This is a genomic window from Hymenobacter busanensis (assembly GCF_008727865.1).
Classification (GTDB): Bacteria; Bacteroidota; Bacteroidia; order Cytophagales; family Hymenobacteraceae; genus Solirubrum; species Solirubrum busanense.
The window spans coordinates 486,909-499,786 of the sequence record NZ_VTWU01000003.1; the positions used below are offsets into that span (position 1 = coordinate 486,909).

At 64.1% G+C, this 12,878-nt stretch carries 13 protein-coding genes and 1 pseudogene; 12 read left to right on the forward strand and 2 right to left on the reverse strand.

The window, feature by feature from the left end:
- Positions 1-7 precede the first annotated feature (7 nt).
- The 10 genes and pseudogenes from F0P96_RS10030 to F0P96_RS10065 all read left to right on the forward strand — a co-directional run bounded on the left by F0P96_RS10030 (position 8) and on the right by F0P96_RS10065 (position 8,188).
- On the forward strand, positions 8-943 hold the full coding sequence (locus F0P96_RS10030; protein WP_201743845.1) for a phosphoribosylformylglycinamidine synthase subunit PurQ: 936 nt from the start codon (positions 8-10) through the stop codon (positions 941-943).
- Positions 944-963: 20 nt separating this feature from the next.
- A complete protein-coding gene (locus F0P96_RS10035) occupies positions 964-1,911 on the forward strand; it encodes a phosphoribosylaminoimidazolesuccinocarboxamide synthase (RefSeq protein ID WP_151078724.1) in 948 nt (315 codons plus the stop codon).
- Between the two features lie 2 nt (positions 1,912-1,913).
- Entirely contained in the window at positions 1,914-2,048 is a 135-nt protein-coding gene (locus tag F0P96_RS21290) for a hypothetical protein (protein ID WP_262714365.1), read from the forward strand.
- On the forward strand, positions 2,048-2,557 hold the full coding sequence (locus tag F0P96_RS10040) for a GNAT family N-acetyltransferase (RefSeq protein ID WP_151078725.1): 510 nt from the start codon (positions 2,048-2,050) through the stop codon (positions 2,555-2,557). Before F0P96_RS21290 ends, F0P96_RS10040 begins: the two co-directional genes overlap by 1 nt.
- Positions 2,544-3,842: a phosphoribosylamine--glycine ligase gene (gene purD, locus F0P96_RS10045; RefSeq protein ID WP_201743844.1), complete on the forward strand. Its 1,299-nt coding sequence runs from the start codon at positions 2,544-2,546 to the stop codon at positions 3,840-3,842. Before F0P96_RS10040 ends, purD begins: the two co-directional genes overlap by 14 nt.
- On the forward strand, positions 3,842-4,540 hold the full coding sequence (gene purN, locus F0P96_RS10050) for a phosphoribosylglycinamide formyltransferase (protein WP_235917446.1): 699 nt from the start codon (positions 3,842-3,844) through the stop codon (positions 4,538-4,540). The genes purD and purN overlap by 1 nt, the downstream gene beginning before the upstream one ends.
- A gap of 80 nt (positions 4,541-4,620) precedes the next feature.
- On the forward strand, positions 4,621-6,123 hold the full coding sequence (gene purF / locus F0P96_RS10055) for an amidophosphoribosyltransferase (protein WP_151078726.1): 1,503 nt from the start codon (positions 4,621-4,623) through the stop codon (positions 6,121-6,123).
- A 162-nt stretch (positions 6,124-6,285) separates the two neighbouring features.
- Positions 6,286-7,404, forward strand: a complete 1,119-nt coding sequence (locus tag F0P96_RS10060) for an AIR synthase-related protein (protein WP_151078727.1) — start codon at positions 6,286-6,288, stop codon at positions 7,402-7,404.
- Positions 7,405-7,531: 127 nt separating this feature from the next.
- Positions 7,532-7,687 (forward strand): annotated as a pseudogene (locus F0P96_RS21295) (WGR domain-containing protein); the annotation flags it as partial.
- Between the two features lie 24 nt (positions 7,688-7,711).
- A complete protein-coding gene (locus F0P96_RS10065; RefSeq protein ID WP_338074390.1) occupies positions 7,712-8,188 on the forward strand; it encodes a DUF4240 domain-containing protein in 477 nt (158 codons plus the stop codon).
- A gap of 3 nt (positions 8,189-8,191) precedes the next feature.
- Here F0P96_RS10065 and F0P96_RS10070 read toward each other — a convergent pair whose 3' ends face one another.
- Entirely contained in the window at positions 8,192-9,679 is a 1,488-nt protein-coding gene (locus F0P96_RS10070; RefSeq protein ID WP_151078729.1) for a nicotinate phosphoribosyltransferase, read from the reverse strand.
- Between the two features lie 141 nt (positions 9,680-9,820).
- Between F0P96_RS10070 and F0P96_RS10075 the strand changes: the two genes are divergently transcribed.
- A complete protein-coding gene (locus tag F0P96_RS10075) occupies positions 9,821-11,155 on the forward strand; it encodes a M20/M25/M40 family metallo-hydrolase (RefSeq protein ID WP_151078730.1) in 1,335 nt (444 codons plus the stop codon).
- 40 nt (positions 11,156-11,195) lie between these two features.
- On the opposite strand, the gene F0P96_RS10080 is transcribed toward F0P96_RS10075, so the two are convergent.
- Entirely contained in the window at positions 11,196-11,414 is a 219-nt protein-coding gene (locus F0P96_RS10080) for a hypothetical protein (RefSeq protein ID WP_151078731.1), read from the reverse strand.
- Positions 11,415-11,612: 198 nt separating this feature from the next.
- Between F0P96_RS10080 and F0P96_RS10085 the strand changes: the two genes are divergently transcribed.
- Complete coding sequence (locus F0P96_RS10085; RefSeq protein WP_151078732.1) at positions 11,613-12,860, forward strand: efflux RND transporter periplasmic adaptor subunit; 1,248 nt, start codon at positions 11,613-11,615, stop codon at positions 12,858-12,860.
- Positions 12,861-12,878: the final 18 nt, after the last annotated feature.

Consider the following 12,878-nt stretch of genomic DNA (forward strand, 5'->3'; position numbering starts at 1 on the left):
GGAGACGATGAGCAATCAAGCAGAAAACCTGACGACGCAGATGGCCGACAGCACCGCTGCCGAACAACGGAACAACGAACAACGCGTCCATGCTTTGGTCCTGACGGGCTTCGGCATCAACTGCGAGGAAGAGCTGGCTGCCGCTTACCGGCTGGCGGGCGGCGCGGCCACCATCGTGCACTTTAATGAAGTGCTCGGCGGGCAGACCAGCATCCACGACTACGACGTGCTCAACTTCCCCGGCGGCTTCTCCTTCGGTGACGATTTGGGCTCGGGTGTGGTCATGGCCAACAAGGTGCGCTTCCGCAAGCTGCCTTCGGGCCGTACGCTGCTGGAGGAAATCGGTGCCTTCATCAAGGCTGGTGGCTACGTGGTGGGCATCTGCAACGGCTTCCAGATGCTGGTGAAAATGGGCCTCTTGCCCGATTTTGCCGGTCAGCAGGAGCGCGAAGTGACGCTGACCCACAACGCCTCGGGCCGCTACGAGGACCGGTGGGTGCGCCTGGCGGTGAACCCCAACAACCGCTCCCCCTTCCTCAAGGGCCTGACCTCCCTGGAAGTGCCCGTGCGCCACGGCGAAGGCCGCCTGGTTATCCGCGACGAGGCCATCCGCAGCCGCATCCTGGCCGAGGGCCTGAACTGCCTGACCTACTGCGACAGCACCGGCTGCGAAACCGAGCTCTACCCGCTGAACCCCAACGGCGCTGAGCTGAACTGCGCCGGCCTCACCGACACCACCGGCCACGTCTTCGGCCTGATGCCGCACCCCGAGGCCTTCCTGTCGCTCTACAACCACCCCGACTGGGCCCGGCGCAAGCGCCTCGACCCGAACGCGTCGGAGGAAGGCGACGGGCTGAAGCTGTTCCGCAACATCGTGGAGCACATCAGCCAGAGCCGCGCCGCGCAGCCCGCCGTGGCTGCCCCGAACGAAGTTTCTCTCTAGCCGCCCCGACGCTTAGCGCCATGAACACGCTCCCGTATTTCAACACGCCCCAGCTGGAACTGCTGCACCGCGGCAAAGTCCGCGACTCGTACCGCGTGCCCTCGGGCGAGCGGCTTATCGTCGTGACGGACCGCCTCTCGGCCTTCGACTCGGTGCTGGAAACCGCTATTCCCTACAAAGGGGCCGTGCTCAACGGCCTGGCCGATTTCTGGTTCGATAAGACCCAGGGCATCGTGCCCAACCACGTCATCCGCGTGGTCGATCCGAACGCCATGCTGGTGAAAGAGGCCGAGCCGATTCGGGTGGAAATGGTGGTGCGCGGCTACCTCACCGGCTCCATGCTGCGCGGCTACCTCAGCGGCCAGCGTACCTTCTCGGGCGTATCGGTGCCCGACGGGCTGACCAAGCATCAGCGCTTCCCCGAGCCCCTCGTGACGCCGACCACCAAGGAGGAATCCGACCGCGAAATCACCCCGGAAAACCTCGTTTCGGAAGGCTGGGTAGCGGCCGAGCTGTACGAGCAGATGCGCGTCGTGGCGCTGCGGCTGTTCAACTTCGCCTCGGCGTGGATGGCCGAGCGCGGCATCATCCTGGTCGATACCAAGTACGAGTTCGGCCTGCTCAACGGAGAGCTGATTCTCATCGACGAAATCCACACGCCCGACTCCTCGCGCTTCTGGGACGCGGCCGACTACGCCTCGAACCCCGAAGAGGCTACCCAGATGGACAAGGAGTACATCCGCCAGTGGCTGATTGCCCACAAAGTCGACGGCAACTACCCCACGGCCCTCACGCCGGAAGTAACCGCCGAAGCTGCCCGCCGCTACCTCGACATCTACCAGCGCATCACCGGGCAGCCCCTGGCCGGCGCCGCCGACGAGGGCGTGAACGTGCCCGCCCGCCTGGTGCAGAACCTGGTGAAGGCCGGCTACATGCAGGACGAGCCGGTGGAGCAGCTGAACGGATGAACATGGAAGCGGTAGGCCAGCAGTACGCGCTCAACGACGGCGAAATCCGCGCCGTCGAGCTGAGCCTGCGCTACGGTGAGCCCGCCGCCTATAATCTAGCTGTAGAAACCCAGTCCCTGCCCATACTTGAAGCCTGATGCCACGTTCCCTCTACCTCGTTGCCTCGCACCCCGATGCCCCACAGGCCCAGCCGCTCATCGACGCCTTATCGGCTGACCTGGGCACGCGCTTCGGCAGCGACGGCCGCGACTCGTTTCGGGACTGGCAAGCAGACGATTCCAGGCACGTGTTCCTGCTGGTGTGCAACGACGACGAAGCCGTGGGCTGCGGCGCGGTGCGGCCTATTTCGGACAGCATCGGCGAAGTGAAGCGCATGTACGCCAAGTACCCCGGCCAAGGCATTGGGCGGGCGGTGCTGGCTGGGCTGGAAGCGGCCGCGTGGCAGGCCGGTTACACCGAGCTGTGGTTGGAAACCCGCGTGGCCAACGTGGAAGCGTGCCGCTTCTACCTGAAACGCGGTTACCAACGCATTGCCAACTACGGCCGCTACGCCGGGCGTGACAACTCGGCTTGCTTTGGCCGCTACCTAGGCCCGGTGCCAGCCTCTTCTCAACCTGAATTACTTCCGTCCCTTGGCAACTCCTAAAACCACCATTGTGCTGCTCGGCAGCGGCGCCCGCGAACATGCCCTGGCCTGGAAACTACGCCAAGACGGTGCGCAAGTGCGCGTGTTGCCCGGAAATGCCGGCATCCCCGGCTCGGTGCCCGCCGTCAGCGCCACCGATTTTCCGGCCATTCAGCAGTTCTGCCAGGAGCACGATGCAAAGCTCATCGTAGTCGGCCCCGAGGCGCCGCTGGCCGCCGGTGTGGCCGACTACTTCGAGGGCTCCGACATCCGCGTGTTTGGCCCGCGCAAGGCCGCTGCCGTGCTGGAAAGCTCCAAGGTGTGGTCGAAAGACTTCATGCGCCGCCACGGCGTGGCCACCGGCCGGGCCTGGACGTTCCGCTCCGATCAGCTCGACCAAGCCCGCACCGCCGCCGCCGAGCTGCAGGGCCACGCCGTGCTGAAATTCGACGGGCTAGCTGCCGGCAAGGGCGTGTGGGTATGCGCTTCGGAAGCCGAGTTTGACGCCGCCCTGACGGAAATGCAGGCCCTGGCCCCGGCTGGCCACGACTGGTACTCCTTCCTGGTCGAAGAAAAGCTCACCGGTCCCGAAATCAGCATCATCGGCCTGACCGACGGCAACGTGATGCGCCTGTTTGCACCCTCGCAGGACCACAAGCAGCTGCTGGCCGGCGACCAGGGCCCCAACACCGGCGGCATGGGCGCCTATTGCCCCGTGCCCTTTGCCGACGACAACGTGCTGGCCCTGATCCGCGAGGCCATCATCGAGCCGACGCTGAACGGGCTGCGCACCGAAGGCCTGCCGTTCATGGGCTTCCTCTACTTCGGCATCATGCTCACGCCCAGCGGGCCGAAGCTCTTGGAATACAACGTGCGCCTCGGCGACCCGGAGGCGCAGGTGCTGCTGGCCAGCCTGGGCAGCAGCTTGGTGGACTTGATTACCGCCGCGCTGGATGGCCGCTTGGCGGAGGTGGGCGTGCGCCAGAAGCCTGGGGCGTTTGTGGGAGTGGTGTTGGCTTCGGGCGGGTACCCGGCGGCGGAGTTTCCGACCGGGTTTGTTATCGAAGGAATCGACACCGTATCCCCGGGCACCTTGGTGTTTCAGGGGGGCACGCGGCCGGGGCCCGCCGGGTTATTGGTGACCGGCGGGGGCCGCGTGCTGACGGTAGTAGCCAGCGGCCCCGACCTGGAGCTGGCCGTGGAGCGCGCCTACGCGGAAGTCAAAAAAATAACGTTTCAGGGGGCCTATTACCGCACCGACATCGGCCAGCGCCCCGCGCCGGAACTCATCGGCCAAGCCTATTAATGATGACGAACCCGCGCGAATCGTTCAACAAGAAGGACACTACGACTTCAAGTCGTAGTGCCACTTCGCCCGCGCCGTCGGGAAAAGCCCGCCTCGCCATCCTGCTTTCGGGCCGCGGTTCCAACATGCTGGCCCTGGCCCGCGCGGTGCGCGAAGGCGGGCTGCAAGGATTGGCCGAGGTAGCGGTGGTGTTCAGCAACATTCCCGAAGCCGCCGGCCTGCAAGCCGCCGCCGAGCTGGGCTACGCCACCGCCAGCATCGACTCTCGCGGCCGGAAGCGCGCCGAATTCGACGCCGAAGTAGTGGCGAAGCTGCGGGAGTTTCAGCCCGATTACGTGGTGCTGGCCGGCTACATGCGCATTCTGTCGCCCACGTTCATTCGCACGTTTGCCGGCCGCATCCTCAATATTCACCCCGCCGACACGCACCAGCACCAGGGCCTGCACGCCTACGAGTGGGCCTGGGAAAATCGCCTGCCCGAAACGAAAATCACCGTCCACCTCGTTGACGAAGGACTTGACACCGGCCCCGTGCTGGCCCAGGCGCCCGTTGACCTGCGCGGTGCCCAATCCTTGGAAGAAGTAGAGCAACGCGGGCTGGCCGTGGAACACCAGTTCTACGCCGATACCCTCGCCCGCCTCATCCGCGGCGAGCTGCACCCCGAAACCCCGGCCCCCGCTGCTGCCACCCAACCCTAGCGGCCTCCTTTCCCCTTTCTCAAGCCCCCACCCAGTACCCGTCGGCCTAACAACCGGCAACTGACAACTGACAACTCGATATGTGCGGAATCGTTGGTTTTTTCGGCCCGGATGATGTCGTCGGCGACATTGTCGTCGGCCTCACGGCCTTGCAGCACCGCGGGCAGGACGCCGCCGGTATTGCCACCTTCGACGGCAACTTTCACCTGCACAAAGGCAACGGGCTGATCAACGACGTGTTCAAGCCCAAGCACCTCAAGAAGCTCACCGGCAACATCGGCATCGGCCACGTGCGCTACACCACCCAGGGCTCCAACGACGCCGAGCTGGCCCAGCCCTTCACCACCAGCTACCCCTTCGGGCTGGCCATGGTGCACAACGGCAACGTCATCAACTTCCGCTCGGCCGCCAAGCGCCTGCACGAGAAGTACCACGTGCTGCCCAAGACCAGCAACGACCTAGAGCTGATCATGTACACCTTCGCCTCGGAGCTGCGCCTGAAAAACCTCGATGCGCTGTCGGTGGTCGATATTTTCGACGCCGTCGAAACGACCCAAGAGCTGGTGAAAGGCGCCTACGCCACCATCACCACCATTGCCGGCCACGGCCTGTTGGCCTTCAACGACCCGCTGGGCATCCGTCCGCTCGTCATGGGCCGTCGCAACACCCCCGACGGGCCGGTTTTCGCCTTCGCCTCCGAAAGCACCTGCTTCGATTACCTGGATTTTGAGCTGATCGAGGACATTGGCCCCGGCCAGGCGGTGTTCATCGACAAGGAATTCAACGTGCACTTCAAGAACCAGCCGGCCAAAACCAAGGCGTTCTGCGTGTTCGAGCACATCTATTTCGCCCGCGAAGATTCCGTGATTCACGGCCGCTTGGTGGCCCGCGAACGGGTGCGCCTGGGCAAGATGCTGGCCCGCAAGGTTATCGAGTCGGGCATCCAACCCGACATGGTTATCGACGTGCCGTCGTCGGGCTACTTCGCGGCTTCCGGTTTGGCCGAGGCCATTGGCGTGCCCTACCGCCGCGTGCTGGTGAAAAACAACCACATGGGCCGCTCCTTTATCGTGAGCAGCCAGGCCGGGCGCGAAGACGTGGTAAAGAAAAAGCTCAACCCCATCCGCGAGTTTGTGGAAGGCAAGAAGATTGCCGTGGTCGACGACAGCATCGTGCGCGGCACCACCTCGCGGCGCATCGTGCGCATTCTGCGCGAAGCCGGCGCCACCGAGGTGTACTTCATTTCCTCGGCGCCGCCCATCATTTCGCCCTGCATCTACGGTATCGACATGGCCATGAGCACCGAGCTGATTGCGGCCAACTACACCGAGGAGGAAATCTGCCGCTACATCGAGGCCGACAAGGTGATTTACCAATCCCTGGAAGATTTGCAAACGCTCTTCGGCGAGGACAAAGGCCACGGTGGTAGCTGCTTCGCCTGCTTCTCGGGCCAGTACCCCACCGGCGACGTGACCAAGTACCTGCGCCACATTCAGGAGGAGCGCACCAGCCACCGCCAGAAAGAGGAACGCCCGACGGGAACGTCGGTCAGCGCCAAAGCGCCGGCGCCCACGGAACACTAGGCCGAGCCCAAGTACATGCCAGCCTCGCGTCTGTCATCCTGAGCGGCGCGAAGCAGAGCGAAGGACCGCATCACGCAAGCCGGCATTAGCAAGCGAGCCGCTAAACGTGATGAGGTCCTTCGGCTTACGCCTCAGGATGACAGACGAATTTTTCCCTCGCTCATGAGCCAGACTACCGCCGCCTCCGACCTCAAAGCCACCGCCGGCTACTCCATCGAAGAGGGCAACGCCGCCTCGCGCAACGCCTACCACTGGGCCAAGAAAACCTTCAGCACCCGCGCCGGCAAGCCGGGCGAACCGGCCCAGGACCTGGAAGGCGGCTTCTCCAACGAAATCCGCTTCGGGGCCGAGCGCCTGGGCATCGGCTCCGACGGCATTGGCACCAAAATCGAAGTAGCCGAGCGCGTGGACCGCTACGACACCCTGGGCCACGACCTGATTGCCATGGTGGCCGACGATTTGGTGGTGGCCGGCTTCATCCCAACGAACCTGTCGAACATCATCGACGTGAACACGCTGAACTACGAGGTGGTGGACGAGCTGATGCGCGGCCTGCACGACGCGGCGCAGTTCAGCTCGATTGCCGTGACGGGCGGGGAAATTGCCGAGCTGGGCAACCGCATCGGCGGCTACCCCGGCGCCCGCATGAACTTCAACTGGTGCTCCACCGCCGTGGGCGTGCTGCACCCAAGCCTGGCGCGGCCGCTGAGCGGAGCCAACGTGCGCGCCGGCCAGGCGGTGGTGGCCCTCCACTCGCCGTCGTTCCGCTCCAACGGCTACTCCCTGGCCCGCCGCACCCTCACCAAAGCCTTCGGCGAAGAATGGCACAAAGCCCCTTACACCGGCGCCGACGCCGCCGAAATGGGCTCGACCTGGGGCGAGGTAATGCTGGCGCCCTCGCTCATTTTCGCGCCGGGCGTCACTGCCATCCTCGATGCCGGCCTGCCGCTGCACGCGGCTGCGCACATTACCGGCGGCGGCGTGGCCGACAACTTCAAGCGCGTGTTGAAATCGGGCGTAGGGGCCGAGCTGGATAACCTGTTCGCGCCGCTGCCCGCCATGAGCCAGCTGGCCGAACTGGGCGGCATCAGCCCCACCGATGCTTACCTGTACTGGAACATGGGTAACGGCATGCTGCTCGTTACCGACGCCGACCAGGCCGTAGCCGTAGCCGCCGAGCTGACCGCCAAGGGCTACGCCGCCCAGGTGGCCGGCCGCATCATCGCCGAGCCGACGATTACGCTGCGTGTGGCCGCCGGGGAGCTGCACTACGACATCTAGACTCCAGCATCCGCCGGATTGGAAAGCGCCGCTGACCGTGCAGTCAGTGGCGCTTTCTATTTTTGGTCTTGACCTCACTCAACCTGCCGTGAAACGTTGCTTCATCAACTAGGAAGGCGAATCCAACAAGTTCTGGAACCTGGAAACCACCGGCTCGGCCTATGCCGTCACGTTCGGAAAAGTGGGCACCAACGGCCGGGTGAATCGGAAAGAGCTGTTAGACGCAGCTACCTGCGAAGCGGAAGTCGCCAAGCTGATCCAAGAGAAGCTGAAAAAAGGATACTGCGAAATCGGGTCTGATGAGCCGGTGCCGGCTAAGCAGACGGCCGTCTACCGGCCGATGGATGAGGACCTGTTCTGGGAGCTGATTGCCGCCTTCAACTGGAAGCGCACCGGCGACGACGAAGCCGTGATGCGCCCCGTTGAAAAGCGTCTGGCAGCCATGCCAGTAGAGGATATTTTCGCTTTCGAAGAGATACTGGCCGAAAAGCTCTACCAACTGGATGGGGAGAAATACGCCGCTGCCTGCTACCATGGTGAAACCCGGAACATATCCGGCGACCTGTTTTTGTATGATCGGTGCGGCGTAGTCGTCAACGGTCGCGAACTGTACGAGCAGGTGGTGCAACACCCCGAACTGTGGCCGGTAGGGGGCGAGTTCGAGAGCTTGTTGTTCCTGCCGCAACAAGCGTACAAGCGGAAAACACGCGGCGGCGAATATCCTTATGTGACAAAGGTTTCCTACGAGACCTGCAGCAATGCGGCGGCTTGGCCAAATGGGTAGTGGTTATGCCGGCCGTTGCGGCCGCTTCTCCAGAATCAGCTGGGTGCGGAATTCGTGCAGGCCGCGTTCCAGACCTACCGGGTAAGTGTGCGGGTTCAGGAAGCGCCGGATGCTCGGGTCGAGGGCAGTGACTTCCTGGCGGGCTTTCTGGCGACTTTCGTTCAGGGAAGGCAGCTCCAGCACGCGTTTCCCTTGCCGGAACACCGGCTCCAGCAACTCCCGGTACTGCGCCGACTGCACCGGGCGGCGGCGCGTAGGGTCCAGCGGGTCCACTATCGTCAGTTGCTCGGGCAGGGGCTCGGCGGTGTTGTAGAGCATGTCGGCCACGGGCTTGCCGTTCTCGCCGAAGAAGCGCCGCACCTGCAAAATGCCCGGAATGCTGGTTTTGGCCAGTTGCTCCGAGAGTTTGATGGTGAAGTCCCAGCCCGAGTTGTCGGCTTTCTTCATGGCGGCCAACTTGTACACGCCGCCCAGCGCCGGCTGGTCGTAGGCCGTCACGAGCTTGGTGCCGATGCCCCAGGTGTCGATGCGGGCGCCTTCGAGCTTGAGCGCGGTGACGAGCTGCTCGTCCAGGTCGTTGCTGGCCACGATGCGGACTTTGGGGAAGCCGGCCTCGTCGAGCAGCTTGCGGGCCTGCACGCTCAGGTAAGTCAGGTCGCCCGAATCGAGGCGGATGCCGCCCAACTCGGAACCCCGCTCGCGCAGCCGTTGAGCCACTTTGATGGCGTTGCGCACGCCTTCGAGCGTGTCGTAGGTATCCACCAGAAAAACCGAGTCGTCGGGAAACGCATCGGCGTACTTCTCGAAGGCTTCTTCCTCGCCGTCGAAGGCCATAACCCAGCTGTGGGCGTGGGTGCCGCGCACCGGAATGCCGAATTGCTGCCCGGCCAGCACGTTCGAGGTGCCGTCGGCGCCGCCGAGGTAGGCGGCGCGGGTGGCCGAGAGGCCGCCGTCGAAGCCCTGGGCGCGGCGCAGGCCGAACTCCAGAATCTGGTCAGTGGGGCCCACGGCTTCGCGGATGCGGGCGGCTTTGGTGGCAATCAGCGTCTGGAAATTCACCAGCGTGAGCAGGGCCGTTTCCACCAACTGCGCCTGCAGCAGCGGCCCCTGCACCCGAATCAGCGGCTCGTTGCCAAACACCACCGTGCCCTCGGCTACGGCGTCCACGTCGCAGGTGAAGCGCAAGTCGCGCAGGTAGTCGAGGAAGCCTTGTTCGAACAGCTGGCCGCCCCGGCTGCCGCGCAGGCTGCCGAGGTACGTGAGGTCGTCGGCCGAGAAGCGCAGGTTTTCCAGCCAGTCGACAGCGTAGGCTAGGCCGGCCGCCACGGCGTAGCCGCCTTGAAACGGCGCTTTGCGAAAGTAGAGGTGAAACACAGCCTCGCGGTCCTGCATGCCCTGCCGCCAGTAGCCGTAGGCCATCGTGAGCTGGTAGAGGTCGGTGAGCAGGGTAAGGGAAGGACGGTAGAGGGCGGAAAGGGGCTGTTCGGTCATGGCGAAAAGCAGCAGTGGACGCGGGAAGGTACGGGAGCCGGCAGAATTCGGCCGGATGCAGCGCCCGCGCCGTCCGCGTTAGCCACGCCGCTCAACGCTACCCTGTGCAACGTTCCCGCCCGCTTCCGCTACTTTGCGCCCATGAAACGAATTATCCTCGGACTACTCCTGGCCGGGGCCGCGCCGGCCGCCCACGGCCAGCAGGCGGCCAAGCCCGTCAAAACCAAGATTTCGGCCCAGACCATTGAGCGCGTTGAGAAGACGCTGGCCGACGACAAGCTGCGTGGCCGCGCCCTGAACACCGGTTCGGCCGAGGCGGCGCAGTTTCTGGCCGGTGAGTTCAAACGCATCGGTTTGCAGCCGCTGACGGGCCTCACATCGTTTGAGCAAACCTTTCCGGCCTTTGAAGTGCGCAACGCCGGCTTGCAGGCAACATTGAACGGGGCCCCCGTGGCCGCCGACAACGTGGTACTGATTTCGGGCCAGGAGCAGGTGAGCTGGGCTAGCGGGCAGAGCGGCGCGCCGCGCGTGGTGGCCATCGGCCCGCAGGCAGATTACCGGAAGGAAGTTGTGCCCTTGCTCTATTCCAAGGAGAACGTGCTGATTCTGCTCGACCCGGCGCATGCCCAGCGCTTCAAAGCCCTGGCCAACCGTTTCGGGCGCGGCAGCCAGTTTCACCCCGAAAAGCCCACGCCCAACGCCATTGCCGTGGTGCTGGCCCCGACGACGCCTACGGCAGACGCTACCTACCAACTAACGGGCAGCACCAGCATCAAGCAGCTGGAAATCAAGAATATCGTGGGCGTGCTGCCTGGCCGCGACAAGACCAAGGCGGCCGAGCAGGTCGTTTTCTCCGCCCACTACGACCACATCGGTATTCTGCCCGCCGTGGCCGGCGACTCCATTGCCAACGGCGCCGACGACGACGCCTCCGGCACCACAGCCGTGGTGGCCCTGGCCGAGCACTTCAAGAAAACCAAGCAGAACGCCCGCACGCTCATTTTCGTGGCCTTCACGGCCGAGGAAATAGGCGGCTTTGGCTCCCAGTACTTCTCCAAGCAGCTCGACCCGGCTAAGGTCACGGCCATGTTCAACATCGAGATGATCGGCAAGGTGTCGAAGTTCGGCCCCGGCGCAGCGTTCATCACCGGCTTCGACAAGTCCGACTTCGGCCCGATTCTGCAGCGCAACCTGCAGGGCAGCACCTTCAAGTTCGAGCCCGACCCGTACCCCGAGCAGCAGCTGTTCTACCGCTCCGACAACGCCACGCTGGCTCGCCTGGGGGTGCCCGCCCACAGCATCAGCACCGACCAGATTCCCACCGACAAGCTCTACCACTCGGTCGATGACGAAGTGGAAAGCCTGGATCTGAAAAACATGACAGCCGTTATCGAGGCCATTGCCGTCAGCGCCCGCGGCATCGTCGCCGGCACCGATACGCCCACCCGCATCAAGGACGCCGGGGAGCGGAAATAAGTATCCGGTCTTTGCGTATCAGCCACGGTGGCCCGCTGGGTTACCGTGGCTGATTGCGTTTGGCGACTGCGGCCAGCTGCTGGTCGATATCGGCGGCGCCCTCAACGCACCATTGCAACAGTGCCGGCAGGTCTTGGCCGGTAGTCTCCACTACGTTTCCGTGGGCATTACGGAGTTGCACCTTGTACACGTTGTTGGAAACCTCTTCGTACCACAGTTTCCAGCCCGTAGGGAGTGTCCAGTTTTCTGTTGTTTTCATCGGGCCAGTGGTAGGAAATGCACGTGTGAACATACGCAGCGGCTCCCATTCATTACCGAACAGACTGTCCAGAACCGGACAGCTTTTACCTGTGCACTAATGCATAATTTAATCATAAACGATTAATTGCTAAATGATTACATGTTTGGCATTGCGCTTGGCTATACCCCATAGCACAAGTACCAATACCGAACGAAAATGGACAGAGCTATTTCCCCCGCCATTCAGGCCCAGCGCCGCCGCCGCCGCTGGCTGACCGTTGCGGCCGTGCTGCTGGTAGCCGTGGCAGGGTTGTGGGCGTTTCGCGGGGCGCTGCGCCCGAGCATTGCGGCCGAGCAGCTGCTGACGGCCCGCGTGGAGCCCGGCGACGTGGAAGCCTCCCTCACCGCCACCGGCCTCATCATTCCGGCCCGCGAGGCGGTCATCACCAGCCCGGTGCAGTCCACCATTCGGCGGGTGAACCTGGCGGTAGGCGCGAAGGTGCAGCCGGGGCAGGCCATTTTGGAGCTCGACAAGGAGCAAACCAACACGGCCCTGGCCAAGCTGCAGGACGAGCAGCTGCAGAACCGCAACAAATCGACGCAGCTGCAGCTCACGCTAGCCCACAGCCTCACCGATCTGGTGTCGCAGGAGAAGGTGCAGCGCGAGAAAGTGCGCAGCCTGCAATCGGCCCTGCGCGACGAGCAGTACCTGCTGAAAGTGGGCAGCGGCACCCAGGAAAGCGTGCGGCAGGCCGAGCTGACGCTCAAGATTGCCGAGCTGGAGCTGCAGCGCCTCGCCGACCAGATTCGGAACCAACGGCAGGCCAACGTGGCCGACGAGCAGGAGCTGCGCTACACCATGCAGATTCAGGACCGCACCATCGGCGAGCTGGCCCAAAAGCTGCGCCAGTCGAGCATTTCGGCCGAGCAGGCCGGCGTGCTCACCTGGGTCAACGAAGACATCGGCTCGACGGTGAACCAAGGCCAGGTAATTGCCCGCGTGGCCGACCTAAGCTCGTTCCGGGTGCGCGGCACCATTGCCGACGCCTACGCCGACTCCCTGCACCTGGGCGACGCCGTAGTGGTGCGCCTGAACGGGACGGATTTGCGCGGCGCGGTGAGCAGCATCAGCCCGGCCGTGGAGAAAGGGGTGGTGACGTTTTACGTGGCCCTCGACGACAACCACCACCCGGTATTGCGCCCCAACCTGCGCGCCGACGTGTTTGTGGTGACGCGCAGCCACCGCCGCGTGCTGCGGGTGAAAAACGGCCCCTTCTTCCAGGGCGGCCACGAGCAGCCGGTGTTTGTGGTGCAGGGTGGCAAAGCCGTGCGCCGTACCGCCCGCTTCGGCGACTCCAACTTCGACTACGTGCAGGTGCTGAGCGGTCTGCAGGCCGGCGACGAGCTGTTGCTCATCGACACGAAGAGCTACGAGGAAGCCCCCGAGCTGACCATCAAGCGCTAACCCGTGCCCTCCCTTACG

What these genes read in the sequence shown, in the direction of transcription:
- F0P96_RS10030 (WP_201743845.1), top strand. Translation starts at nt 8, where the DNA reads ATGAGCAATCAAGCAGAAAACCTGACGACGCAGATGGCCGACAGCACC.
- F0P96_RS10035 (WP_151078724.1), top strand. Translation starts at nt 964, where the DNA reads ATGAACACGCTCCCGTATTTCAACACGCCCCAGCTGGAACTGCTGCAC.
- F0P96_RS21290 (WP_262714365.1), top strand. Translation starts at nt 1,914, where the DNA reads ATGGAAGCGGTAGGCCAGCAGTACGCGCTCAACGACGGCGAAATCCGC.
- F0P96_RS10040 (WP_151078725.1), top strand. Translation starts at nt 2,048, where the DNA reads ATGCCACGTTCCCTCTACCTCGTTGCCTCGCACCCCGATGCCCCACAG.
- purN (WP_235917446.1), top strand. Translation starts at nt 3,842, where the DNA reads ATGATGACGAACCCGCGCGAATCGTTCAACAAGAAGGACACTACGACT.
- purF (WP_151078726.1), top strand. Translation starts at nt 4,621, where the DNA reads ATGTGCGGAATCGTTGGTTTTTTCGGCCCGGATGATGTCGTCGGCGAC.
- F0P96_RS10060 (WP_151078727.1), top strand. Translation starts at nt 6,286, where the DNA reads ATGAGCCAGACTACCGCCGCCTCCGACCTCAAAGCCACCGCCGGCTAC.
- F0P96_RS10070 (WP_151078729.1), bottom strand. Translation starts at nt 9,679, where the DNA reads ATGACCGAACAGCCCCTTTCCGCCCTCTACCGTCCTTCCCTTACCCTG.
- F0P96_RS10075 (WP_151078730.1), top strand. Translation starts at nt 9,821, where the DNA reads ATGAAACGAATTATCCTCGGACTACTCCTGGCCGGGGCCGCGCCGGCC.
- F0P96_RS10080 (WP_151078731.1), bottom strand. Translation starts at nt 11,414, where the DNA reads ATGAAAACAACAGAAAACTGGACACTCCCTACGGGCTGGAAACTGTGG.
- F0P96_RS10085 (WP_151078732.1), top strand. Translation starts at nt 11,613, where the DNA reads ATGGACAGAGCTATTTCCCCCGCCATTCAGGCCCAGCGCCGCCGCCGC.